Genomic DNA, 24420 nt, shown 5'->3' with positions numbered 1-24420 from the left:
GCCTGGTGCGTCAACGCTCGGCCAGCGGCGGACTTGGCCACGAGACGGTGGCTGCCGGCGAGTTTTTCCTGCACATGGAGGGGCGAGCGGTCTACGAGCGGGCCGTGACTCGAATGGCCGCCTCGGCCCAGGCCGTGCTTGATCGGACGCAATGGTCGATGGAGCAGGTCGACTGGTTCGCCTCCCGCGGTGTGCGCTGCAACGCCGTAGCGCCTGGCTTCATCGACACCGACATGACCCGCAAGCTGAACGAGCGCAGGGTTGCCCAGGTGCTGGAACCTATTCCAATGCAACGATTCGGCACGGTTCAGGAGGTGGCCAAGGTGGTGGCTTTCCTGCTGTCTGATGATGCTGCCTACATGACGGGCCAGGTGATGGTTGTGGATGGCGGACTGCTGACTTGAGATCACCATTCGCTGGCTATCCCTCAACCCATGCGCCGCTGATCGCTGAGGGCATCCGCACAAGTGATGCTTATGGTTTAAGCGTTTTCTGAGACAGAGGAACTGAAATGAACGTGCAGGCACTGCTCAGATATCTGGTGCGCCCCAGCAAACAGAGGAGCGATCTCTTTTTCTTGATACTCGCCGCTATTGTGGGCGGTGGCGCCGGCCTATTGGTGGCTGAAAAGATCTCAGCTGATATCGGAATTCCGTTTTTCTTCTTCTCCACGCTCTTTCTGCATTTCACTTGGCGTACGCCAATGGCCAGAGGTGTTGACCCCCACGACCGAGCTAGAGTGGCGAATATTGATCGGGATGGCAGATAAACAACTGCATGAATCGAAGATGGCGGGAAGGGCCAGAAAGCGTTACATCAAAAGCCACAAGGAACGATGGTAGGATTATGCAATTTTGCCCCTTGCGCTCAAGGGGGTTATGCGCAGGCTTAGGGTAAAGGTGGAGCGGTAGAATGATTGATAGCCTGGAAGTTCGAGCGTTCGACTGCCTTGAACAGGCGTTACTTGATGCGGGCGTGTCTTTCAGCGAAATGACACGTCAGTATGCTCTCTATCTGCGCGGCCTGATTGACAGTGGGGCGCTCGCCAGTATCTCTGATGCTAAGTTGCAGGCGCTGATTCCGTATATCGAAGAAGGTATCCAGCGAGAGCCCATAGAAAACGATGGAGACTTGCGAAAAAAGCTTGCGGTAGAACTCTGGGAGATAGAGGAGCAACACCGTAAATCAGATGAAAACTTCGCCAACCTCATACGTTGCGTGCTTTTTTGTCTTGAGACGCAAGAGCGCTGGATTGAAGAAGAGGCATGGGATGCGACACCTGTCTATCTTTATTTTCTGGTTCTAAAAAAGATACTGCCAGGGGCAAGACAAGGCTTTATCAATAATTTTCAAGATTTTATTGCGTGTCGCGAAAAGCAGGCTGCTCTAAACAAGCAGGGATTGGGCGCCCACTAAAGATGAAGTTTGCAGATTTTTATAGCAGGATAATCAGTAAAGAAGCGTACAAGGATATGGATGTATTCTTTGAGATCCATGAAAGCTTTGAGGAGCTGCCGATTGTATCTAGATACAGTCGCTTGGACTTTTTAAGGCAAGAGATGAGCAGCGGCGCAGTTGCCGATTTCCTGACAGGGTTCGCGGTGTTTCTTTTAAATACGTTAAGGTTGCTGGAGGCTTCAAGAGATGAAAATGTCTTTTTTGCCCTGACCTTTACAGACTTTGAAGGCCTGGAGGAGCAAGGCATCCTCATCCCTAATATATTTTTTTATCAGCAGCCCGCCGCGGCCGTTTTTTTGCAAAAGCTACAAGAAAAAGCACAAGGGCACGCGTCGCGGGAGATGACAGACGTCAAAAGGCATTTCTCTAACTGCGGGGCAGAAACAGCCTTTGATTTTTATGAAAGTCGATTTTATGACGCCGCTTGCGCAGAGGAACTTGTAAGGGTCTTTGCTGTTCCCAGGGCTTGATGAGTGAATAGGATTCGCTGTCTGTTGGCGTCGATAGGATTTCACCCAGAGGGTAGGGGGCCTATACGTCCTACTCCTTCGGCGACGCTGAGCACCGGCCCAATCAGCAGCCCGGCGTGCTCTGCCAGAAAGGCATTTGGCTCCGTTCCATAGACATATTCATCGAGCCAGAGTTATTTCCTGGGAAAAACTTTACATATGCTTCCGTCCGACAGAGCTTCGGTAATAATCACTCCATTGTCAGTGTGGGTTAATTGGTAGTATCGGTTTTTGATGACTTCATCTGTTAGCCATGATGCTTGGTTTATTGAGGTGATTTTGTTGTCTTGGTAGCTGTAGTCTAGTTCAATGTATTCGTCGCGACGGTTCAAAAAATATGAATTAATTATTGTACCGCTTTCGAGTTTTGCCCATTTCACAAAGTTTAGGTTGGCTTCTATGTCATTGTCTCGGGAGCTGCCAAAGGTAAATTCAATTGCGTGATCTGGCGCATAAATAAAAAATCGCTTGTAAACCAGCCAGTACCCTTCTCTAGAATTGTGCTCTGCATATTCCGTCTCGCTGATTATTTTTCCATGCTTGTCTAGGTGGTAACACTGCTTGTTGTTTCCCGGTTCTGACTCCTTTTTTAGCATTCTTCCTGCTTTGTGGCCAAGTAACTCTGCATTGTAAGGAAGTAAGTCATAGGCAGGCATTACTCCAGTTCCCCACTGGGTTGATATTGACTCTTGCTCCACCCATTTTAAAAACGCTGGATATTTATTTCTATTATCTTCAAATAGCGATTGTAAAGTATCTTTCATTGCGAGCCCTTATCTCACGGCAGGGAAGATCTTTCCGTTCTTAAGCTGGTCTTGGAACTTGGCCAGCCGTGCCTCAAATTCAGCTATCGACTTTGAGCCCTTCAAGGTAATCAAAATATGCTGTTTGTAAGCAATGTCATGTACGCCCTTCCTGAGTGGTAAAGCTCCCCGCCGCCGGATCGTAGTAGAGGAATGTGTTGTAGTACAGCCCCGTCTCACGGTGGAGGTACTGCCCCTGTAAACGCGGGTTTGTTCCACCAGGTTCGGTGATAACGCTTCAAAACCGCCCCGCGCGGTATAGTAGACGCGCCCCACCCGATTGAATGGGTCGATCCGCACGAACATGGACCGGGTAGTCGGAACTCAGGGCGAGACGCAAGTCAGGATCGGTACACAGCACAACACCAACCAAGCCATCGCTGCTTTCCAGAGAGATAGAAACTGATATGCAATGCCCAACCTGTGGCGACTACGGCGATCTGGTCATCGTCAAAGTGAAAAAAACAGGCGAAGAAGCCCTGGTCTGTAGCGAATGCGATTCACTGTGGACAGCCATTGAGGCAGAGCCGCTCGGCGAGACCTTTCTGGACGTCGCCGACTTTCTGGCAGAGCGCAATCTCGAGCCGGATTGGGACGAGCTCGAGCTGGTGCGCAGGGCCTGACGAGGGACCGCCGAATACGGGGCGCGGGCTCAGTGTTGGGACGATGCGCCGATGGCAGGGGTGGCCCTTCGCACAGTTCAGGCTTTTCAGCGTCTTGATATTTCAGAGTTTTTGCAGCGGCTGGATCAGCTGGAAGCGCTGGCGATACTCATCCGTCACCTGGCGCGCCTCGCTGTTGCCGGTGATCACTCGAGGGGTGATGAGCACGACCAGTTCCGATCGGTCGTCATTGCGGGCGGTGGTACCGAACAACCACTTGAGCCCTGGCACCTTGCCCAGATACGGCACGCTGCGATTGGCCTCTGCCTGGTTCTGCTTGATCAGGCCTCCCAGCAGAACAGTCTGGCCGCTTTGCACGGCGACTTGGGTAGACACCGCGCGGGTCGAGATGGTTGGGTTGGCCGGTGGCGTCGTCGCTGTCCCGGTGCCGCCACTGGCGGGCGTCGTGGCGTCGCTGACCTGTTGCTGGATGTCCATGTACACCAAGCCGCCGGGGTTGATGCGTGGCACCACATTGAGGATCACCCCGGTCTGCACGTACTGCACGGAGCTGGTCTGGATGGCGCCGACCCCGGTATTGATGGTGGTCTGGCTGATCGGGATGTTGTTGCCTACCTGGATCCGCGCTTGCTGGTTGTTCATCACCACCAGCGATGGCGCCGAGAGCACCTTGGTGTTGCCGCTGGTTTCCAGTGCGCGCAAGGCCACCTGGAAGTTGTCGCTGACAAAGGAGTAGAACAGCGAAGCCGATCTCACCTCGATACCGCCTCCGCCCAATGCCCCCTGGCTGCCCGAAGTGTTCTGTACGCCAGGGGTGGTGGAGTTGCCCGCCAGGTTCCCCAGGTACCATTGCACGCCTTGCTCCAGAGAGCCTGTCAGGCTGACTTCAAGAATGCGTGTTTCGATCTGCACTTGCAGTGGGGTGTTGTCCAGGCGTTGTATCGCCGACTCGATTTCAGCCCATTGCGCCGGCCGGCTGCGCACCAGCAGTTGGTTGCTGCTTTTCTGGGCCGTGATGCGCACTGAATTGTCGAATGTTTCGCTGCTCGTGGCATTTGCGCTCTGCGCCTGATCCTCGCTGCTGGCCTCGAACTCTTCTTCCGGCTGTGCCGCGCTGGTGTCTTCAGCGTTGCCGTTGCTACCTATCCCATTGATGCCCGATGGCAGGCCCGAAACAGTGCCGCTGCTGTCATTGCCAGTGCCATAACCATTGCTCGACAGGGTGACCGTACGCAGGCCGGGCGCTACCTGGGCGGCAGGCTCATCGGTGATTTTTGCATTGCCGTAGATCTGCCGCAGGTACTTGGCAAGGTCGGTGGCCTTTATGTTGCGCACGTCATACACGTACATTTGCGGTTCATTGCCGCCGCCCTGGTCAATGGCTTCGATCCAGCGCCCGACATCACTCAGGTACTGCGGCTGAGAAGAGATCACCACAATGGAGTTGGTGCGTTCAATCGGCAGGAAGCGCAACATCCCGGCCAATGGTGTGGCGCTTTGCGCTCCGAACAAATGCTCCAGGTCGGGCATCAACTTGCTGACGTTGGCGTGCTTGAGCCCGAAGACGCTGACGGACATGCCCTTGAGCCAATTGACATCGAAGGTGTCGATGGTCTGCTGATAGTTGTTCAGCTCATCGGCAGTGCCCGCCATGATCAGCAGGTTGCGGGCGGCGTCGACCTGTACGAAGGCATTTTCCCGGGCCATGGGCTGCAGGAGCTTTTGCATTTGTGCAGCGGAAATATAGTTGAGCAGAAAGAACCGGGCCGTCATGCCACTGCCGGGTTGTGGCAATGTCAGCTGCGGCGCGAGCTGGCCGGCAAGTGCCATGTTCGCCGGCAGCACGACGTAACTGCCGTTCTGCCGGATGATGGCGTTCTTGGTCAGTGCCAACAGGGTTTCCAGGATCGAGAACGCCTGGCTTTTGTCGACGGGCCTGGAGGTCGAGAAGGTTACGTCGCCCACCACACCGGGGGCGATACTGTAGTTCTCCTTCAGCACATCACCGAGGATGGTGTTGGCTACGGCCTGGATCGACACATTGGCGAAATTGAAGGTTACGCCTTGCTCTGGCGATGCCGTAGCGGCACGGGGCAGCGCTAAGGTTTTTTTATTGATGAATTGCTGGTTGCCCTGGACCACCCGGGTCGTGGTCGGCGGTGTGACGGTCGCCAGTGGCGCTGCTTTTGGCACCGGGGCCGGCAGCGGTGCGCGATCAGTGCCGGTGCCAGACAAGGCTTCCTTGATCAGGCTGTCGTCCCGTGCACTGTCGGTGGCCGGTGTTGTACAACCGCAGAGCACTATCGCGCTGGCCAAGCCAGTGTAGATGAATCGTTTTCTCACAGTTCGCTGTCCTTGGACGTGTCAGGCAAAGAGGGGAGAGACGGTGTGTTCTGCGGCACTTTCAATAGCAGCAGCTTCAGCGTTTGGGTGTTGGCGCCCTGGGCCAACGAGACCTGTGTCGGTTCAATCCGCACCACTCGCCAGCCATTGGGCAGTTGTTGCTGTTCGAGGGCCGTCAGCTGTTGCCCATCGCCAGTCTTGAACAAGGCCTTGCGCAGGGCTCCGGAAGCGATCACGCCGGTCAGGCTCAGGCCACTGAGCGAGGAGGGCGCCTTCTCGGTGGCTGGAGAGGGGGGCGGATCAGCCTGCCTATGGGCGTTGAACAGTGGCTTTTTCCATGTGTATTCATACGCTGACAGCGCCACGGGTATGGGATCGGCAGTGACGGCCGCCTTCACCGGGGCTGCTGACGGATTGAGTGGGGGTAGCCACTGAACCTCCGCGCCAACGCCGTTAAGCAACATCAGGAATACCCCCAGCAGGCCCAGTACGGCGGCACCGAGCCAACCCAGCGAGGGCGGGAAGCGGGTCATGGCGTCGCTCCTTTTCGCGTTGGGTTTTGCAGGTAAGCGCTGACCAGCAGTTGCGCGGTCAAGCGATTGGCGCCGGCAAGCTGGCCCCGGCTTTTCTCGATCCGCAAGGATTCGATGAACAGCGAGACTTTGCCGTTTTCCAGGCGATGCACCAGGCCGGCCAGTGGCTCGATGGCACATTCGAGGTTGATCCGCACACTGACTTGCCGATAAGGCCCTTGCTGAGTGACGGGCACCGGAATTCGATTGGTCAGCGTGCAGCCACCGCCCACCGTGGCGAATACCTGCAAATCGGCGGCGATCAACTGCATCAGTTGTGCGGTGGCCGCGCCCATGTCGGAATCGGCCAGCAGGTTTTCATTGCCCACTGATGAGCCCCTGATCTGCGCCAGCGAGTTCTCCAATGCAGGCCGTTGGCTGGACAGTGCCACGTAGCGTTGCTGGTTGTGGCGTAGCAGCGCCATCTCATCGGCAATGGCCAACAAAGGCTGGCTGAACCAGGCATGCAAGGTCAGAAAGTACAAACCGACCAGGCTCAAAGCGGTCAAGGTCAAGGCCAGGACTCGCTGGCTAACGGGGGTTGGTCGCAGGCGCATGACTGGCCTCCGCTTTGCGTAGTGTGGCGAGCATGTTGAAGCGGTCCAGGCCGGTGACAGGGTCTGCCTGGATGGCGCCCTGGAAATTGATGCCTTCCAGGCTGCGGCAGGCTTTCATGGCGCTGATCAGGGCGCTGGCCTGGCTGCTCTGGCCGATCAGGCTGAGCTGACCGTCAGGGTTGATGGTCAGGGACTCCAGGCTGGTGTTCAGCGGGATGCATTGGCTCAACTCATTGAGCAGCGCCGCCATTGAGGTGGTTTGTGCCCGCCGTTCCACGACATAGCGTTGAGCATCGAGGGTGTCGTCGATCTGCTGCTTGAGTGCCTGGACCTGTTGCGTTTGCTGTTGCAGGGTCTTGACCTGCTGGCGCATGTATTCAAGGGCCTGTTGGCGGTTGTGCAGCCAGAGTTGCAGGCCGGCCAGCGCCAGGACCAGGGCGATCAGTGCGAGGGCCGGAAGTGGCTGGATCAGCGAGCGGCGTATCTGGGCGCGGCGATGGGGTGCCAGCAAGTCGAGGTGCAAACGTGTGCCGTGCTCATCCAGCACATCAACCGCCATGATCGAATGACCGGCCTGTTGCGCCTGATCAAGCAGCGCATCCAGCCGTTCACGGCTGACCACGGCCAGGCGAATGCGGATCAGCGAGTCGTGGGCAGAGGGCAGGCGGACATAGTCGAAATAAACCTGGCTGGCCTTGAACGGGGTGTATTTGTCCATCTCGAACGACAGCATGGAGCTGAGGTCCTGGGCCACTGCCGCCGGCAGCGACACTTCATGGAGCAAGCGCTGGTGAGGCAGCAGGACCAGGACCGATGCCGCCGAGGTCGATGGGGCGAGGGCCGGTTGCAGTTGCTCAACATCCCCGGTGCAGAAACGCTCGTCCCGTGAAAACAGCAACGGCTGCTTTTTCTCGGGGTTGAGCCTGGCTCGCCAGGAGGCGGGCAGACAGGCCAGGAGCTCTGCCCGCCACCACGCAAGGAATCCAGGCAGCGGCGACCCTTGCCAGCGCAGCAGTATCCAGCGGATCAGCGGCTGTAGCCGGTCAGCCAGGGGCTGGATCAGCAGATTCATTCTTTCCAGCGCAGCACCCGATACGGCCGTTGACCGCTTCCTTGTGGTGAGAGAAAAACCACGGCCTCCAGAGAAGCCGAAACCTGATTGTCCAGCGTCGCCAGCACTCGCACGTTGACCACCGATTCGGGCCCCCGCGGGAGCGCGACCTTTGGCCGTGGCAGTTTGAGCAAGGCCAGCAGTTCGGGGCTGGCCGCATCCACATCCGGCACCCCAAGGCCGGACCATAACGTGAGGTGCGGCAGTAAGCGCTCATACAGGCGCGCCTCCATGCCCGGTAGCTGCTGCAACTGTTCCAGCGCTTTAAGGGGGCCAGCACTGCGCAGCTGGCCCAGGCTTTCACTCCATTGCCGAGCCTGTTCGGAAGTTGCCCCGAGGCCATGGGCCAGGCGCGCGAAACTGTCCAGCGCGACAAAGTTCAGGTCCAGTTTGCCGCGCTCGCTGCTGACTTGGAGGCTCAGGGTGGCCTGTTCAAAGGGCAATGAATAAACACGCCCGTCAGCCACTGTGCGCGCCGGGTAGGCAAACAACCCTTCGATCGCCAACCCCAGGCCCGCTTGCGCGGCCAGCAGGGCGCGGCTGTGTTGCAGTGCAAAAGCGCTCTGGCGGTTTTCCAGGCGCAGGATCTCGACCAGGCTGCCCATCATCAGTCCCAGCAGGGCGATGGCCCACAAGACCATGATCAATGCGGCGCCGCGTTGGCGACTCATGGGGTCACCTCGGAATCCAGGCGCAATGCCACGATTTGTGTGGGCCACAGGCCGGCTGTGGGAGCATCGACGTCGATACGCACGGCTTGGGGCAGCCGGTCCGGCCAGGGCCAGCGCTCCAGCCAGTCGGTCGGTTGGCGGTTGGGGTCCAGGCCTCTGTAGCTCAAGCGCAGATCGTGAATCTCCTGCACCAGGATCTGGGGATTGCCCCAGGGATGCAGCCCATCCGTGCGGTCCTGGCTGAAACTGATTTGCAAGCGACTGACGCTAGTGCCGGGCACCGCTTCAAGGGTATGCACCTGGACGCCAGCCGCGAGTTGCCCGGGCATCGGGGCAACGAAACGCATGCGTTGTCGTTCGCCTTCGAACACCTGTTCTTGATCCCCAGCGTGGCCAAAATCTTCGGCCAGCGCCTGTTGCAGTGCGCTGCGCAGAAAGTTCTGCGCGGTCCTCACCTGGGTCAGGCGATCGGTGTGTTTTTCGCTGAGCAGTAGCAAGTGGTTAGCGGAGCCCAGGGCGGACCCGATCAACACCATCAGCAAGCCGAGGAAACTCAGGGCCAGCAGCACTTCCAGCAGCGTAAACCCGCGTTGGCCTTGCCTCATGGCATGCCCTCCGCTGGACGCTTGATGGCCTTGAGCGTGACAAAGCGTTCATGCCGGCTGCCCTTGACCAGCACGAGTTCTAGCTGGGAAAGGACAATGGCCCCGTCAGCGCGAAGTGGGGCGGCGCTCAGGCGCCATTGGATACCGTCACGACTGCCTTCCAGGTGGGCGCCGCTGCCCAGGCTTTCTCCATACTCGGCCATCAGCGAAGTGGCCATCAGCGCCATTCGGGTTGTCTGCCCATCCCGCGCCAGTGCCTGGGTGGCGTAACCCAGGGTATTGAGTACCACCGCAAAGCCAATGCTCAGGACGACAATCGCCGCCAGTAATTCGATCAGGGTGAAGCCACGCTGCTGGCTGGGAGGCAAAGGCGTCATGGCTGCTGCCTATCCAGCCAGCTGACCCGTCCGGTGAGCCAGTCGATATCAATGCGCGACGCTTGGCTGCCTCGCGCCAGATACAGGTGCCCGCCAGTGGAGCCACCATTGGGGTAGAAGGTGATCAGCCCGACTGGCCCTTGATCGCTATCGGCAGTGGCCGCCGTCGTCAGGCGCAGGGTCATGCCGTCCGGCAAGTGGCGCGGTGCCTTGCCTGGCAGCTGATAGCTGTTGCGCAGTACATCCAGGCGCAGGGAGGCCGGTTGTCCAGTGGTGATGGCCTGGCTTCGGACCTGGCGCAACGCCAGGCTCAGATCACCTTTGACCTGACGCTCCTGGGCACTCTTGAGCCCCAAGGAGACACCCGAGGCCAACAGGCCGAAACCCACGGCAACCAGGAGCAGCACCACCAGCATTTCCAGGAGGGTGAAGCCCTGTTGAGCCGGCCGGATGGCAGGCATGACTATTCCCAACTGCCCAGGTCCTTGCTGTAGCCGTCACCACCGGGCTGGCCATCCTGACCGTAGAAGATCAGGTCGAACGAGCCGTGCTGGCCGGGTGTGCGATAGCCGAATGCATGGCCGAACGGGTCTTTGAGATCACTGGCCTTGGCATACGGGCCGTTCCAACTGGCGGCATTGGCGGGGCGGGCAAGCAGCGCGCCGAGAGTGGGCGGCGGTGACCCGGCGTCCAGCGCATAGCTTTCAATCTTCATCGACAGGCTGGCCAGTTGCGCCTTGCCGGCGCCGTACTTGCCCTTGTCGACATTGCCGCCCATCTGGCGAGCGACGATGGTCGCGACTATACCGAGCAAGACAATGACCGCCAGCATCTCCAGCAAAGTGAAGCCGCGTTGGCGCTTGAGCAGTGAACGAGCTGTTTTCATTGACGTCTCCGGTTAAAGGTTACTGGTCAGGCTCATCAGCGGCAGCATGATGGCCAGCATGATCACCGCCACCAACGCCGCCATGACCAGGGTCAGGCTGGGAACCAGCGCGGCCAGCAGGCGGTCGATGCTGCGCTTGGCCTCTTCATCGAAAATGCTCGCCACTTTCAACAACATGCCGTCGAGCTTCCCGGACTCTTCACCCACTTCGATCATCTGGATCGCCAGGTCGGGCACCAGTTGTTCAGTTTCCAATGCCGTGGACAGCCGCTGACCGTCCTTGACCTTGACCGTGGCGTTTGCCACGGCGGCGTTCATCGCCAGGTTATTGGCGACTTGCCGGCTGATGTCCAGGGCATTGATCAGGGGTACGCCTTGGGCCAGCAAGGTGCCCAGGGTACGGGCGAACCGTGCGGTTTCGAGGCGCTTCAACAAGCCGCCGGCCAGGCGTGATCGCAGCAGGTGCCGATGCCATTGCAAGCGATTTGCGGGCCGCCCCAGGTAGCTCAGCGCTGCCCAGGCCAGCCCGAGAAACAGCGCCAATGCATGCAGGCCATAGCTGGAAAGAAACTGCCCGAGGTCGAGGATCAGCTGGGTCAGCAGCGGAACAGGCACCCCCAGGCCCTCGAATATCGGCACGAACTGCGGGACCACATAGGCCAGCAGCAACACCAGCGAGCCGAGCACACCCACCACCAGGAAGGCCGGGTAGATCAAGGCGTTGATGACTTCGGTGCGGATGGCCTGCATCCGTTCCAGGTAGCTCGCCAGTTGCCCGAGGCTTTGATCCAGTACCCCGGCGGTTTCACCGGCGTGAACCAGGCTCAGGTACAGCGGGGTAAAGCACTGTTGTTCGACAGCCATGGCGGCTGACAGCGTCTGCCCGGCCTTGACCCGGTCGCGAATGCGTTCGATCAATTGCCGAGCCGCGGGTTTGCCGGGTTGTCGGATCAGGATACTCAGCGCCCGTTCCAGCGGCTGATCAGCCCCGAGCAGCGTCGCCAGTTGCTGGGTAAAACGGCTGAGTTCCTCGCGACTGAAATGGGACGAGCGCAACCAGGAAGGGCGAGACCAGCCCGAGGCGCCGCTGGCGCGTTGTATCCGCAGGACCAGCAGGCCACGCTCTTGCAGCTGGCTCGCGGCGGCCTGCGGGTCGCTGGCTTGAAGATGGCCGTTGAGGGTGTTGTGGTCGGCATCCAGTGCCTTGTATCGATACTCTTCCATGGCTAGTCATTGCGCGTGATGCGCAGTACCTCTTCCAGTGAGGTGATACCCGCCAGGGCCTGGCGCAAGCCTTCCTCATGCAAGGTGCGCAAACCAGCAGCGCGAGCGGCCTGTTCCAAGGTAGCGGCGTCGGCGTGACGCATCAGCAGCGAGCGGATTTTTTCATTCATCACCAGCAATTCGGTGACCGCACTGCGTCCGCTGTAACCGGTTCCCGGTGCATCGGCCCTGGGGCGGTACAGCCGGATCGGACGCTCATCGGTGTAGCGATCCAACTGGTGCTCGGCGATGAGTTCCGCCGGCGCCTCAAAGGCTTCGCGCCATTGCGGGTCCAGCCGTCGCACCAGGCGTTGAGCGAGGATCCCGGTGATGGTCGAGGCGATCAGGTAGCTCTCCACGCCCATGTCCAGCAAGCGGGTAATACTGGCGGCGGCGCTGTTGGTGTGCAAGGTCGACAACACCAGATGGCCGGTCAATGACGACTGAATGGCGATCCGACAGGTTTCCAGATCGCGTATTTCACCGATCATGATCACGTCCGGGTCCTGGCGGACAATCGAGCGCAACGCGCCGGCGAAGTCCAGGCCGATGGCCGGCTTTACCTGAATCTGATTGATCCCGGCCAATTGGTATTCGACCGGATCCTCGACGGTGATGATTTTCCGTTCGCTGGTATTGAGCCGGGTCAGGGCGGTGTACAGCGTGGTGGTCTTGCCCGAGCCGGTGGGCCCGGTCACCAGCAGAATGCCGTGGGGGCGGTCGAGCAAATCGAGGAGTTGCTGCAGCCGCTGGCCATCGAAGCCCAGGCTGGGAAAATCGAAGGTCACCTTCTCCCGGTCCAGCAGCCGCATGACCACGGATTCGCCGTGGCGGGTCGGCACCGTCGAGACCCGCAGATCCAGCTCCTTGCCTTGAATCCTCAACATCATGCGCCCGTCTTGTGGCAGGCGTCGTTCGGCGATGTCCAGGTGCGCCATGATCTTGATCCGGGAAATCACCGCTGCCGACGAACTGACCGGAGGCGCCTCGCCTTCCTGCAAGGTGCCATCGATGCGGTAGCGCACCTTGAGCTGGTTTTCGAAGGGTTCGATATGAATGTCCGAGACCCCCAGTTCGACCGCGCGTTGCAACAACAGATTGACGATCCGGATCACCGGGGCTTCGGAAGCCAGGTCCTTGAGGTGTTCGATATCGTCGCTCTTGTCGAGGCTCTCGCCGAGGTTTTCGATCAGCGTGCCCATGGCCGAGCGGCCCTGGCCGTAATAGCGCTCGATCAATTGTTCAATCTCACTGCGCAGGCCAATCGACAGGCGCGCCGTGAGCTGGCTGGCATATTCCAGAGCCAGGATCGGATAGCGCTGGGTCGGGTTGCTCACCAGTAGGTGCAGTTGATGGTCGAAGGGTGGCAAAGGCACCACGCCGTAGTGTTTCAGAAAGCGTGGCGATACCTCCGGCAGACCACCTTCCAGCGGCGCTGCGTCGCTGCCATGCAACAAGGGAATGTCGAGCAGTGTCGACCAGGCCGTTGCCAGATCTTGTTCCGAGAGCCGGCCGAGTCGAATCAGCAGCTCGGGCAGGTCGTGTTGTTGGGCATCGCCCTCTAGTTGCCTGGCTTGTGCAACCTCGGCACCTTTCAAGTGCCCCTGTGCTACCAGCCAATCGATCGCTTGCGTGGTCAGTGTGGGTGAATCGGCTATGGCCATCAGCGGGTTCCGTTGGTTAACAGACCTTGTCACCCCATGACGACCGTGGGTCACGGGGTGACAAGGTGCCTTAGTGGCTCAGCGGCTGCGGGGCACTGCTGCCGAAGATCTCCAGGCGCAGCGCCTGGAGTTTTTCCTCGATGGCGGCGCGCCGTGCCTCGTCGCCATCGACGCTCTGCAGTACTTGGTCGATCGCTTGGTTCGCGGCCTGCTGGTAGGCATCCAGTTGCTGGCGCTGGGCAGGCGAGGGCAGAGCCGGGGGTGTGGAGTGGTCTTTCATGTCCATCCAGAGGCTGTAGTTCAGGCTCTCCCGTGACTTGGGGTCGGACTCGATATTTGGCGTCAGTCGTTCGACCTGGGCATAGGCGGTCTTCACGTCCTCGCCGTTGCTGACCGAGGTTTTCAGTTGGTTGATCAAGCGCTCGGCAGTCTGCCGGCGCTCGGCGGCCGACAAGCTGTTGGCGGTTTGCGAAAACGCGGTGATTTGCTGTTCCAGCGACGCGGGAACCTGGCTGTCGGAGGCTGGCGCAGGCACCGCCGGCGTGGCATTGCTCAATGGGCTTGAGGCAACGCTGGGCGCTTGTTCCACGATCTGGTCCGCTGGCTGGCGAAAGAGCACCAGATAGGCAATCAGCGCCGCACACACCACTAAAAGAATGGCTTTCATCTTGAAGGTTCCTTTCATCAGGACGGCATGATGTCCAAGAGTGGATCGGTGCGGCTTGGCAAGCCGGTTTCAACATGCCCAGCGAGCCGTCGAGAGAAGTTGCTTTCGGTGTTGGTGGCCGTGAGGGTCAGGTCATACCAGCCGGAACTGCTGCGCAGCAACCAGGGATCGGTCAGGCTTTCACCCGGTTTGAGCTCAAGAATGTGCAGCGTATCGCCCTTGTACGCAGGGTTGGATTTCACCGTTACCGTACATGCCAGCACCCCGGTATTCTTGATCGTCAGGACAATCTGCGCCCCCTGGTAGCTGACTGAAACTTCAGGCCGGGCGAGGGTCTTGGCCAACTGGTTATTGCCAGTAAATTCCCGATAGAAGCCATTCGGTGCACGCACTTCAAAGCCGTAGCGACCGTTCGCGTCGATGCGGTCTTTGAGGTTTTCGATCAGGGTCTGGCCGCGGCTTCTAAGGTTTGTGGCCGCATGGACATCGTAGCTGGTCACCGTATAGAACGCCGGGGCGCCCCGTTCGTTGGAGTGCACCTGAAAGACCGCCGCCGAACGTGCGTAGGGGTTTTCCGGCAAGACCATGCCGTCGTTTCTCAAGTTGAGCAGCAGGCTGCCATCGCTGGCGGCGACACTGACCTCGGCATGCATCTGATAGGGCACTGCCAGCGCGTCACGCTGGCCGGTTTCCTGGCCCGGCAAGGTCGTCGGGTTGGTGTAATAAGGGTAGGAGCGATAGTACTGCTTGTAGTAGGCGTCATCCTGACGGGCCTTGGTTTCAGTCAGGTTGGTCAGGCTGGCGGGCACGCTGCCATCGGCTTTCCCGGTAAAGTCGAATAGCGAGGTCAAGTCACCGCAAACCGCCCGGCGCCAGGGGGAAATATTGTCCGCGGTGGCGCCGAAGCGTTTTTCGAGGAATCTGAGCACCGAGGTGTGATCGAAGACTTCGGCACTGACCTTTCCACCCCGGGACCACGGCGAGATCGCCAGTACCGGCACCCGCGGACCCAAGCCAATGGGCAACTGGGTGGCGCTTTCGATTTCGCCTTGGGTGTCGACGGCCGAAATGCCGGTGCCCGGTTTCCATGGCGGTACGGCAGCGGACACATGGTCGAAATAACCGTCGCCTTCATCGTAGTTGATGATGAACACGGTCCTGGCCCAGACCTTGGGGTTGCAGGTCAAGGCTTCGAGAATCGTCGACACGTAATATTCACCGAAGGAGGGCCCCCACCAAGGGTGTTCCGAATAACAGTACGGCGGCACTATCCACGACACTTGCGGCAAGCTGTTGTTTTGCACGTCCTCGCGCAGCTTGGCCACCCCGCGAGCGACCATGGCTCGTTGCCACAGATCGGAGTCGGGTTTTGCTTCCTTGAAGCGCTTGAACCAGGCCAGGGCATTGCAGTCGTAATTGTTATCGGCCTGTATGAGCCACTTCCATTTGGGGTCAAGGTAGAGCCACCAGAGCGAAGACGACTGGTAACCGCCTTCCTGGTAAATACGCCAATCGATATGGGCTTCGCTCAGGCGTTCGGGGTAGGTGGTCCAGTCCACGGAACCACTCACACCTATGGTGCCGTCGCCCATGCTGTTGGTGTATTGAACATTCTTGCCATCGCCGGTAGGCGCGGTGCGTCCGGTCATGTGATACAGGCGATTGGGGTTGGTGGGCCCCATGATCGATTGGTGGTAGGCCTCGCCCAAGGTAAAGGCGTCTGCCAGGGCATAGTAGTAGGGGATGTCATCCCGCTTGAAATGGCCCATGGCGGTGTAGTCCTGGATCGCCGTCCACTGGTCGTTGCGGCCTTGGTTCCAGGTGCCGTGAAACGCCGACCATTCGTGGTTCTGCGAGCCTAGCCATTGGGCGTGCACATTCTTTGTGTCGAAGTGATAAGGCAGGTATTCGGTGGTTTTGTAGGTTTGATGCATCACCGACTTGCCATCGGCGCGCTTGAGAACCCGGGGGTCGTTGAATCCGCGAACGCCATTGAGGTGGCCGAAGTAATGATCGAACGAGCGGTTCTCCTGCATCAGAATGACCACATGGTCGACATCCTGGAGGGTGCCGCTGCGCACATCCGGTTCAATGGCCAGTGCGCGTCGTATGGTTTCGGGAAAAAGTCCGGACATTCCGGCCAGCGCTGCAGCCTGTGCACTGCCTTTCAAAAAAGTACGACGATGAAACTTTGGGGCGTCGGTCATCGATAAGCTTCCTGTAAGGTGCGCAGGGGTAGCACCCTCATAAAAGGTCGACCTTATTGTTCTTTCTTGATGTTTTTATTAAATAGACCGCTATTACGGGGTATGGCTATTTTCATGGACTCAGTAAGCGCTTTCTTGTAAGAGGTCCCTATCGTTTCTAATCTGCGGGCTACGCCTCAAGTACCACCAGGGCATTAAAGGACAAAAAGCGGACTTTGAAAGACAGTATTTAATTTTTAAATAACTGGCGAACCACTATCTGCCCTTTATTGCAACAGGAACTGAGGTTCTTCCATGCCAAATATCTGCTTGCGCAGTGCGCTGAGCTTTTCTTCGATAAGGCTGTGCTGTTGTTCTTCGCCTTCAACGCTACTGAGCACCTCATCAATCACCTGTTCAGAGGCTTTCGCGTAGATGCCGATCTGCTCGCGCTGAGCGGAGGAGGGGACGGGCGGCGGGGTATGGCTGTCCTTGAGTTCCATCCAGAGCTTGTAGTTCAAGGCTTCCAGAGGATTGGGCCGAGGCTCGATGTAGGGCGTCAGTTCCTGGGCGTAGGTGTAGGCCTGGTTCAGATTCGCCCCTTTGGCGACAGCACTCTTTATCTCCGCGATCAAGTTTTCCGCGCGTTGCTTGCGCTCCGCCTCCGGCAGCGTGCTGGCAGACCGAGAAAACGTGGTGATGTTGGCGACTAGTACTTTGATGTCATCCATGATCAGGTTCCCTGAAGAAAAGAGCGCGTGTGTTGTCGAGCACGAGCCAATCAAGTCCCTATGCGCAGTAGCCCGTAGAGTAGGGTACACGTATTACAGAACAACTCATGAACACCCAGATTATTGGGCAAGACCGGTACTTGTTAATAATGACTGTCGGGTCAGAGTGACGACAACTCAAGAGAATCCGGGCTCAAGTCCAATGTGGTGAGTGGACAGTTGCTTTCAGCTATCTTGAGTTGCGATATTCAAGAGGACCATCTTGAAAGCGACGCTTATTGATAGTAGATGCGACGAGAGTATCAAGTGCAGGCCAGAGGACCTGCACTTGAAGTATCCCTGATGAGCAAAGACGAACCCTGCCAAGAAGAACTTGTTACCCATCGAAGTTCAATCAGCCACTACTTCAAACTTTCGGGTGGATCCGGTAAAGGCGCTGATGGTGCCCCAGACATTTTTCTGATCACCGCTATGGCTGATGTAGTAGTAGCCGGGCTTGGCATCCTGGGGAATGTCCCAGGAAATAGTCGCCTTCGATGCGGAAATACCGACCCGTTCCCAGCGGTATTTGGTTTCCCAGTCGTTGTCGGTCGCCACCCGTATCGCCGGTTTATCACGGGTGGGGTCAGCTGAGGTGTAGTACAGGCTCAGGAAGGTATCTTCGGTATGCAGGTTGTTCTTCGGGTGCCCAGTGACAAAGGCCACCGTCACGGTTTGCCCGCGGTGGTAGATCTTTTCCGGTTGCTGCAACACATCACCAAACGATTTGCCGATGTAGGGGGCATCGGTGACGACACCGGTCTGGAAGTTCAACAAGCAGCAGGAGAGGTCGGGCGGCGCGGCAGTACTGGTGACCGGCTGATTGTCACGCATGGCACTGGCCATGTCGCTGAACAGTTGTTGATAGGCGGCCTGGCTCCAGGGACCGAAGATCGTCGAGCCGCCTTCATATTCCTGGGCACTGTATTCTTCGCGGGTGGTGACGTAACTGGCGTAGGCGTTGGCATAACCATTGAAGATCACATGGTTGATACCCATGGGGGTGACTATGGCTTGTACCGCCCGGCGAATGCGCACGCCGGACATCACCGTAAACTCGGCCGGTGCGCCCAGCACGGCGAGCTGGCCGATGCGGAACATCTGGATAGGCAGCACATTGGGGGTCCAGGGGAAGGGCTTTTTGTCGCCAGTGTCGGCCAGTATCTGTTTTTCAGCCTGGCACTTCTTCAGCTCTTTGGACGGCGCACCGGTCAGCAAGCCTCCGAGGAAAGACAGCAGCGGATTATTGCTTTCACTGATGCCCAGCGGGCCAGGGCCATCTTCCGTACTGCCAGCCACCAGGCTGCTGCCCAAGGCGGCAATACAGAGCGTCTTCGGTGTGCCATCCGTGTAGTCAGGGCGTACGCTCAGGCCGTGAAAGTCGACAAACTGAAAGCGCTTGTCGAGCCCCCCGGTAATTTCCTCGGTCGGCCCGGTGGCCAGTTCATAGGCTTTGTTGAACTGCCTCAAGCCGATTTCCTTGGTGTTGGCAAACTCGTCCTCGGTCGGCCCGGAGCCTGGGCGCAAGTTCAAGTTGGGCGACAAGTTGCCGGCATTGGTCTGGGCAAAGGCGGCAATAAACCCAGGTTTTTTACTGATGTCGTGTTCCCAGTGGTAAGACGCATAGCCTTTGTTATCAGAAGAAATCAGATGATTGTTATTGGTCATGGATGTGGCATGTACAGGGAACCAACTGATGACGCCGGCAATCTCGCCTTGTTGGTCGACGAACTTCAATACCGTCATTTCCGGGTCGATACCGCTGGTGTAGCCGGCGGCATCCGGATTGCGCTGGTGGGAGAGCAGCGATCTGTTCTTGCTGGCATTGTTGAGATCACCCTTGGCATAAAACAATCGGCCAGGCTGCATCTGTTGATGGGCCTGTTCAATTGAACGCACGATGCCATCGACAATCACGTTAAAGGTCTTTTCCTGGAAGCCCAGTACCGACAGGTCGTAGATCGTGTAATGGGAAAAGCCACCGGGACCTGAGTGAGTGTGAGTGGCCGCCAGCATCACATTGTTTTCGTTATAGATCCCTGGGTACTTCTTCTCCAACTTGCGCACCACACTTTGCTGCACCGCTTGAAAAATCATGCCCAGGTCGGTGTTGACGTACACCAGCCGCTTGCCCGTGGCCGCCTCCTCAATGATGAAAGCCCTCGACCATTGCCGCGTATGAATACCGGCGGTCTTCTGCTCGGTGGAGGAGTACCCCATCATCCCGACTTCAGCTGCTTCGCCGGTAATATCGGCTTTGCCCAAGCCAAATCGATAAGGTTGTTCGCCAGCAAAGCCGGTTGAACATAACAAGCAGGTGATGACAACGAGAACAGAACGATACCGTCGGATACTCATTTGAATCTCCCTGTGTATTGTTTTTGTGTGCGAAAGATAACCCAGCGTTGCCAGGCTCGTTGGAAGCGAGCCTGCACTGAAGACCGAGCCGCTGATCAGGAGTGGGTAGAAACTAGAACAGTCCGGTTCCGAGGGATGGGGTATTTACGGACATAAATGGGACTCTTACGGACAAGGGTTGAGTACCTTCAAAGAGCGAGGCTTTGTCAACGGGTGGAGTGGTGTTGCAGGGAATCAACCATGGATGGGGCAAGGATTGCCAAGGGCATGTGCGCAAAGAGTGCAGCGATCTATGCATTCATCATTTCACAAGTGGGCGATGTCAGATGTTCATAAGCAGATCAGCAGCCCAATAATACAGGCTCAGCGCCCCTGAAATGAACGCAACTGTTCATCGATTGATGTTCATAAACCTGACTTTATTGGCCTCAGTTCAAGGCAAAGAAGTTTCTACGAAGCTCGGGGCCGATTCACGCTGACGCGGCTGCAGACACAGCGCGCCAGTGAGATTGGGCAACTGCTGTCGCATCAGTGGGTACCGGTCTGACTTACGCAAGGTGAGTTGGGCGGACGCTTACTCGTTCGAGGCAGAAAAGCAAAGAAAAGCGCGACCGAAAGGTCGCGCTTTTTGTTTGTTTAGGCGAAACGGAATACTTATGGGCACTGACGGAGCTGCCCTCGAGGGCCCACAAGTAAATCCATCGACTGGCTTGTCGTGGGCTTCTAGATGATGCCTTGGGACGCAAGCTGCCCGCAGTGGTCGGAAAGCCCATGAGGCGTTAGGCGTCCCCGAGAGGAGAGGGCTTTCTGGATCTTGCGTGCTACAACGCCAGGGATTCACGACGCTGGCGTCGCAGCTAGCAGCAGACGTCAGCGGACTAGGTCACTATCCCGCTGACGTAGGTGCGTTACGGGCTAACGATGACCTTGATGTCCGATCCCGAAATGCTCTTGATATATGAGTAGCTCGTGCCCAAGACGGCAAGCTGCTCCTTCGACACCTTCTTCGCTGATATCGCGGGTTGCACGATGACAAATTTGAAGATCAGCTCGTGGTCGTGGCATTTGTTGCGCAGTATCTCCAGCTGCTGAGGCGTGCCTTTCAGGATTCTGTCGAAGTCCTTGAGCAGTGATTGCTGGTAGCGATCCATCAATCGGTTGAAGAACTTATCGCCGGTGTACAGCCATTTCACGGATCTGGACGCTTGACCGCATACCTCATAGACGTCGGCAACGCGAGCGCCTGGCGCGGCGATGCCATCCGTCATTGGGCAGAATTTGCAGTGGTAGAGGTCTACGTAAATCGCGTCCTTGCTTTCCCGGATTGCCACTAGGTCAGCGATTTCGCCTTTGCCGTCATCGTTGAAGACGATCGAGTATTCGTCAGCGATCTTGGCAAAGGTGAAGCCTTGTACAGAGTCCTCACGTCGCTCCGCACGCATGGACTCGTGATGGATTTTCGTCGTTCCCCAATTCCATGGTTCGAGCAAGCCGGCAGGCAGTTTTACATCCACGCTGTTGAGCGAGTATTGACGGTAGTTGCCCTGCACCATGGAACCGTCGGACTTGAGCAATACAAGCGGCTCTCCATCCAGGTAGGAGTCCAGTGGGATTTCGTGGGGGTAAAGAATCTTCACACCTGGGCAGGACGTCTTGTATCCGTCCTCCAGCAGCTTGATTGAGATGTTCGTGAGGCGACGCTCCTCGCCATCGTTACCCGCAACCAAGACGGGGATATCCAACGTCCGCGCGCCGTTGCTCGTTTTCGATCGCGATCGACACAGGCCAGTCGGCGTAAAACAAGCCTTCTGGCCATTTGCCCTTGATTTGCTCAACACGCATCACATTCTTGAGTACGTCGGTAGGGTCGATGGTGTCATCGTTGAGTTTGACCGACATGCGCTTGCACCACTCGACCCAGTAGTTGATCGGAGAGGAGTTCATCTCCCAGATCTTGCCTTTGTGCGAGCAGCCCACGGTGGTTCGTTCTCCATCCTCAAAACCGGTGGCGAAGATGTTGGATTTTGTCGCGTTGCCCGTCTCGATATCGCTGATCACTTGATTAATATCGCGCCCCACGTGCATTGTGAACCGCAGGTCTTTCCGGGCGCGGGATAGGCCAACGTTCTGCAGTTTCATCAGCTTGATATCGTGAAGCGTACGGAAGGTCGGCTCACCATGGATGCGACGAGGGTCTTTGGCCACCAGGTTGAGAAAGCGAGTTGCCTGGGTGTCGTCACCTGAAGTGTGAACAAAGAGGGTTTTCTGCGCCTTGTTATAGAAAGCGATGTACAGATTCCAGTTGGTATCGACGATTTCTTCGGTCTGAGCCCACCCAACCAACGTCTCTCGCCGAGTCACAGCAATGACCGTATCGGCCTCGTCGTTGATGGAGATGTACTGAAGTGTCTCCCTGCGCCCGTCCAGGCTATGCGCACGATGCGGTGTCCATTCCTTGGGGGAAAGGTGATAGGCCACGGCGCTAATTTTGGGGTTCGGGTTCAGTCCAAAAATCACTTGGGCATCGTCACCGTCGGCAAACTGCTCGTTGAAGCCCGCCTTCTTAACTTCCCGGGTGACCTTTTGCTCACTCACATCACGAATGACTGCCCCCCAATCAGCACTTTCCTTGTAGAGGGCAGCCATCTGGTGGTCGGTCTTCTGGTTGGCGATGTTGGCAACAAACTTGGCGTCACCAAGGGCCGCATCAACCCTCGTTAGCCGGCCAATAAACTGCAGAGTCACAGCAGGGCTTTGGTGTTGATCATGTATCGCGGCGATTTTCAGCTCGGGCAGATCAAAGCCTTCGCCGAGCATGTCGACACAAACAATGATCCGGTATTTTTTCTTGACGATCTCCGCCAGAACCCTGGCTTGGTTCGGCACCTTGCTGTGGATCAAGACTGGCGTCAGGTCGGCGTGTTGCTTGTAAATCTTAAACAGGTCTGTCGCACGCTTGTGCGACTTGGCCCGTACCATCATCAAGTGGTTGTACCCCGCCTTGAGGTCTGCCCTGAGCAGTTCAACGGCCTTGTCTGCAATGGCCTGATCGGACAGTTTGAGGTTGTATTCTCGTACCGGGTGAAACTCAATACCTTTGAAATAGCCATCGAGCTGGGCATCCCGGAGCGGGTAGTTGTAGATGATCCTGCCATCAAGAGCCAGGCCATCCTCCCGGAATGGCGTCGCCGTGAACTGAATACAGGGTTTGCCTCTGAAGGCTGTTTTGATCCGGCTCCAACTGGTCGCCGCAACGTGGTGGGCTTCATCGATCATCAGGTGGCTGCACATTCTCACCAGCGCACCTAGGGCGGCCTCGTCGAACAGCTGCAGGGCTTGAGGAGTGGCCACGATGATGTTGGCGGTAGCCAGCTCAGCTACCTCCGCCTCAGACATCTTCGAGCCGACGGCAGTAACGATGGGATTGCGCGCCGTGTCGGATACAGCGCCCACTGTACGAAGCGTCTTCATCTCCGTGCACTTGCCCACCAATTGAGTCCTGAGGGCATCCGAAGGAACCAGAATCAGCGTTCTTGCCATTCTCGCAGCGATGAGCAGCGCGAGCATGGTGTCGGTTTTCCCTGTGCCCGTGGGCATGACTACGGTAGCCGTGGAGGAGGGATCGACCACCAGATGGCCAAGGGTTGCATAAAGCGCAGCCAGTTGGGGCTTTCGCAGCCCAGGCGCCTTCGTCGCGGGGTCGTCGAGACTGAAATTGAAGAGATGGTTTTGCCAGCTCTGGTAAACATCCGAATGCGTTACTACTACGTCGTCCATGGCGATTACCTGAAGGCAGAAAGGGCTTCTTAGGGTGGCGATACGGTAGCACGCCTCAATCGCCGGCATGAGTTGACCCGGCCAGACATATTCTGAGCGGGCTTTGGGCGTGACGGGAGATAAACTTCCAGGCTCATCACCTGGTCTCCAGTGGTGAAAAGCAGATGCTGAAACTCGCTTGAGGGTGGGCATTCGTGGTTGAGAAGACGTTGGATGCCCGGCAACCTGTCTAGTCTAACGGTATGCATGATCAGGTTACCGGTAGGGGAGATGGCACAACCAAGCACTTGACTGCATTCGAAAAAGAGGCTTTTATTCTGTCATCTAACGCCTTGCTTTTAGGTGCGATTTTGGACAAACCCGCTGATATTTCGCTAACGCGTGCCTATGAGAGGATTCAAGCTCTCTTGGGTGACGACGTACGTGCGAAAAATGAAGATGCGGATGCACCAGCGGGAAATGAGACCAGTAGTTTTGTCGATCTGATCGAAACCAAAGCCAGTAGCCAGGAGCTCGTTGACAAAATCCTCGGCTGGGTGAGCGCTGCGAGAGAGATGGCGCGGCGCGCCAATCAGCAAATGGCTGACTTTCTCAAAATTGTCAACAAGATCCGACTCTCAGCATTCATCCTTTCTCATCTTGAGCACTTTGATCTTCATGCTCTGTTGACCAGGATTCGCAACTTTCTAGGGCTCCGTGCCTGCATCCGTGTGCCCCTTTTCGAGTATGGGGCTGAACTCTGCGAGTACCGTCACCGTTTTCGCTGAAACCTCGAACTCTAGCAATCTAACTATTGACTTGACTTCGAGAGATTCAGACCATGACTGCTCACATGCATGCATCGTTTTACACCGCTACGCTCAACACCGCACTTGGCCCAGAGGAATGGCTATTGCCGGCTAGGAGTTTTGCTGCAGCTGAAACGGTACAAATCCCCTATGGCTGCACTTTAAATTTCGGCCAGTTTATATGGCTTGAGCTGCAAGATTTCTTCGAAGGGGAGTATGGATACACCTTCGTATTTCATCACAACAATCAAGTGTGGTCTCGCGATAGTACCCACTTTGGCCACGACTATCTTTGTGAGCGCTTCATTGGTGTGATCAATGATTACATCAAAAGCCAGCAAGAACCGTATTGGTGAGGTAACGGGCGCTTAGCGCAGACTGTGTGAAAACGCAGTCTGCCAAGGTCAAAAACCAATGCCCCGACTTGTCGGG

25 protein-coding genes and 1 pseudogene are annotated in these 24420 nt (G+C 57.4%); 7 read left to right on the top strand and 19 right to left on the bottom strand.

Going from position 1 to position 24420, the window contains the following annotated elements; all coding sequences use genetic code 11:
- Positions 1 to 5: 5 nt before the first annotated feature.
- The 4 genes from J4P02_RS01405 to J4P02_RS01390 all read left to right on the top strand — a co-directional run bounded on the left by J4P02_RS01405 (position 6) and on the right by J4P02_RS01390 (position 1928).
- On the top strand, positions 6 to 404 hold the full coding sequence (locus J4P02_RS01405) for an SDR family oxidoreductase (protein ID WP_426186990.1): 399 nt from the start codon (positions 6 to 8) through the stop codon (positions 402 to 404).
- Between the two features lie 107 nt (positions 405 to 511).
- Entirely contained in the window at positions 512 to 769 is a 258-nt protein-coding gene (locus J4P02_RS01400) for a hypothetical protein (protein WP_426186987.1), read from the top strand.
- Positions 770 to 912: 143 nt separating this feature from the next.
- Positions 913 to 1416, top strand: a complete 504-nt coding sequence (locus J4P02_RS01395) for a hypothetical protein (RefSeq protein ID WP_426186984.1) — start codon at positions 913 to 915, stop codon at positions 1414 to 1416.
- Positions 1417 to 1418: 2 nt separating this feature from the next.
- Positions 1419 to 1928: an Imm15 family immunity protein gene (locus tag J4P02_RS01390; protein ID WP_426186981.1), complete on the top strand. Its 510-nt coding sequence runs from the start codon at positions 1419 to 1421 to the stop codon at positions 1926 to 1928.
- Positions 1929 to 1993: 65 nt separating this feature from the next.
- Here the strand turns inward: J4P02_RS01390 and J4P02_RS01385 are convergent.
- Positions 1994 to 2092, bottom strand: a pseudogene (locus J4P02_RS01385) (SAM-dependent methyltransferase); the annotation flags it as partial.
- 9 nt (positions 2093 to 2101) lie between these two features.
- The gene (locus J4P02_RS01380; protein ID WP_426186978.1) at positions 2102 to 2731 is read right to left on the bottom strand and encodes a hypothetical protein; all 630 of its coding nucleotides are present in this window, start codon (positions 2729 to 2731) and stop codon (positions 2102 to 2104) included.
- Positions 2732 to 3177: 446 nt separating this feature from the next.
- Between J4P02_RS01380 and J4P02_RS01375 the strand changes: the two genes are divergently transcribed.
- Entirely contained in the window at positions 3178 to 3393 is a 216-nt protein-coding gene (locus J4P02_RS01375; RefSeq protein ID WP_426186975.1) for a hypothetical protein, read from the top strand.
- A gap of 102 nt (positions 3394 to 3495) precedes the next feature.
- Here the strand turns inward: J4P02_RS01375 and gspD are convergent, their stop codons facing one another.
- The 17 genes from gspD to J4P02_RS01290 form a co-directional block, all read right to left on the bottom strand.
- Positions 3496 to 5736, bottom strand: a complete 2241-nt coding sequence (gene gspD, locus J4P02_RS01370) for a type II secretion system secretin GspD (protein ID WP_426186972.1) — start codon at positions 5734 to 5736, stop codon at positions 3496 to 3498.
- Complete coding sequence (locus tag J4P02_RS01365) at positions 5733 to 6269, bottom strand: hypothetical protein (RefSeq protein WP_426186969.1); 537 nt, start codon at positions 6267 to 6269, stop codon at positions 5733 to 5735. Before J4P02_RS01365 ends, gspD begins: the two co-directional genes overlap by 4 nt.
- A complete protein-coding gene (gspM, locus tag J4P02_RS01360; protein WP_426186966.1) occupies positions 6266 to 6865 on the bottom strand; it encodes a type II secretion system protein GspM in 600 nt (199 codons plus the stop codon). Before gspM ends, J4P02_RS01365 begins: the two co-directional genes overlap by 4 nt.
- The gene (locus tag J4P02_RS01355; protein ID WP_426186963.1) at positions 6840 to 7937 is read right to left on the bottom strand and encodes a PilN domain-containing protein; all 1098 of its coding nucleotides are present in this window, start codon (positions 7935 to 7937) and stop codon (positions 6840 to 6842) included. The genes gspM and J4P02_RS01355 overlap by 26 nt, the downstream gene beginning before the upstream one ends.
- Positions 7934 to 8647 carry a general secretion pathway protein GspK gene (locus J4P02_RS01350; RefSeq protein WP_426186960.1) on the bottom strand — a complete coding sequence of 238 codons (714 nt, stop codon included), beginning with the start codon at positions 8645 to 8647 and terminating at the stop codon, positions 7934 to 7936. The genes J4P02_RS01355 and J4P02_RS01350 overlap by 4 nt, the downstream gene beginning before the upstream one ends.
- Positions 8644 to 9252, bottom strand: coding sequence for a prepilin-type N-terminal cleavage/methylation domain-containing protein (locus tag J4P02_RS01345; protein WP_426186957.1), 609 nt, complete (start codon positions 9250 to 9252; stop codon positions 8644 to 8646). The genes J4P02_RS01350 and J4P02_RS01345 overlap by 4 nt, the downstream gene beginning before the upstream one ends.
- Positions 9249 to 9629 (bottom strand): type II secretion system protein, encoded by a 381-nt coding sequence (locus J4P02_RS01340; RefSeq protein ID WP_426186954.1) that lies wholly within the window; start codon positions 9627 to 9629, stop codon positions 9249 to 9251. The genes J4P02_RS01345 and J4P02_RS01340 overlap by 4 nt, the downstream gene beginning before the upstream one ends.
- Positions 9626 to 10090, bottom strand: a complete 465-nt coding sequence (locus tag J4P02_RS01335; RefSeq protein WP_426186951.1) for a GspH/FimT family pseudopilin — start codon at positions 10088 to 10090, stop codon at positions 9626 to 9628. Before J4P02_RS01335 ends, J4P02_RS01340 begins: the two co-directional genes overlap by 4 nt.
- A 2-nt stretch (positions 10091 to 10092) precedes the next feature.
- The gene (gspG, locus tag J4P02_RS01330) at positions 10093 to 10515 is read right to left on the bottom strand and encodes a type II secretion system major pseudopilin GspG (RefSeq protein WP_426186948.1); all 423 of its coding nucleotides are present in this window, start codon (positions 10513 to 10515) and stop codon (positions 10093 to 10095) included.
- Positions 10516 to 10527: 12 nt separating this feature from the next.
- Positions 10528 to 11739 carry a type II secretion system inner membrane protein GspF gene (gspF, locus tag J4P02_RS01325; protein ID WP_426186945.1) on the bottom strand — a complete coding sequence of 404 codons (1212 nt, stop codon included), beginning with the start codon at positions 11737 to 11739 and terminating at the stop codon, positions 10528 to 10530.
- 2 nt (positions 11740 to 11741) lie between these two features.
- The gene (gspE, locus tag J4P02_RS01320; RefSeq protein WP_426186942.1) at positions 11742 to 13442 is read right to left on the bottom strand and encodes a type II secretion system ATPase GspE; all 1701 of its coding nucleotides are present in this window, start codon (positions 13440 to 13442) and stop codon (positions 11742 to 11744) included.
- A 70-nt stretch (positions 13443 to 13512) separates the two neighbouring features.
- Positions 13513 to 14109: a phospholipase C accessory protein PlcR gene (gene plcR / locus J4P02_RS01315; protein WP_426186939.1), complete on the bottom strand. Its 597-nt coding sequence runs from the start codon at positions 14107 to 14109 to the stop codon at positions 13513 to 13515.
- A 17-nt stretch (positions 14110 to 14126) separates the two neighbouring features.
- A complete protein-coding gene (locus J4P02_RS01310) occupies positions 14127 to 16316 on the bottom strand; it encodes a phosphocholine-specific phospholipase C (protein WP_426186935.1) in 2190 nt (729 codons plus the stop codon).
- Positions 16317 to 16582: 266 nt separating this feature from the next.
- Entirely contained in the window at positions 16583 to 17026 is a 444-nt protein-coding gene (gene plcR / locus J4P02_RS01305) for a phospholipase C accessory protein PlcR (protein ID WP_426186932.1), read from the bottom strand.
- Positions 17027 to 17416: 390 nt separating this feature from the next.
- Positions 17417 to 19423 carry a neutral/alkaline ceramidase gene (locus tag J4P02_RS01300; protein ID WP_426186929.1) on the bottom strand — a complete coding sequence of 669 codons (2007 nt, stop codon included), beginning with the start codon at positions 19421 to 19423 and terminating at the stop codon, positions 17417 to 17419.
- Positions 19424 to 20331: 908 nt separating this feature from the next.
- Entirely contained in the window at positions 20332 to 21165 is an 834-nt protein-coding gene (locus J4P02_RS01295; protein WP_426186926.1) for a hypothetical protein, read from the bottom strand.
- Positions 21137 to 23200, bottom strand: a complete 2064-nt coding sequence (locus J4P02_RS01290) for a DEAD/DEAH box helicase (protein ID WP_426186923.1) — start codon at positions 23198 to 23200, stop codon at positions 21137 to 21139. Before J4P02_RS01290 ends, J4P02_RS01295 begins: the two co-directional genes overlap by 29 nt.
- Before the next feature lie 287 nt (positions 23201 to 23487).
- Here J4P02_RS01290 and J4P02_RS01285 point away from each other — a divergent pair, with 287 nt between their 5' ends.
- Together J4P02_RS01285 and J4P02_RS01280 are read left to right on the top strand one after the other, a co-directional pair.
- On the top strand, positions 23488 to 23967 hold the full coding sequence (locus J4P02_RS01285) for a hypothetical protein (RefSeq protein ID WP_426186920.1): 480 nt from the start codon (positions 23488 to 23490) through the stop codon (positions 23965 to 23967).
- 53 nt (positions 23968 to 24020) lie between these two features.
- On the top strand, positions 24021 to 24344 hold the full coding sequence (locus J4P02_RS01280) for a hypothetical protein (RefSeq protein ID WP_426186917.1): 324 nt from the start codon (positions 24021 to 24023) through the stop codon (positions 24342 to 24344).
- Positions 24345 to 24420: the final 76 nt, after the last annotated feature.

This window comes from Pseudomonas sp. NFXW11 (assembly GCF_049887815.1).
Taxonomy (GTDB): Bacteria; Pseudomonadota; Gammaproteobacteria; order Pseudomonadales; family Pseudomonadaceae; genus Aquipseudomonas.
This window is presented reverse-complemented; position numbering and strand designations above follow the sequence as displayed.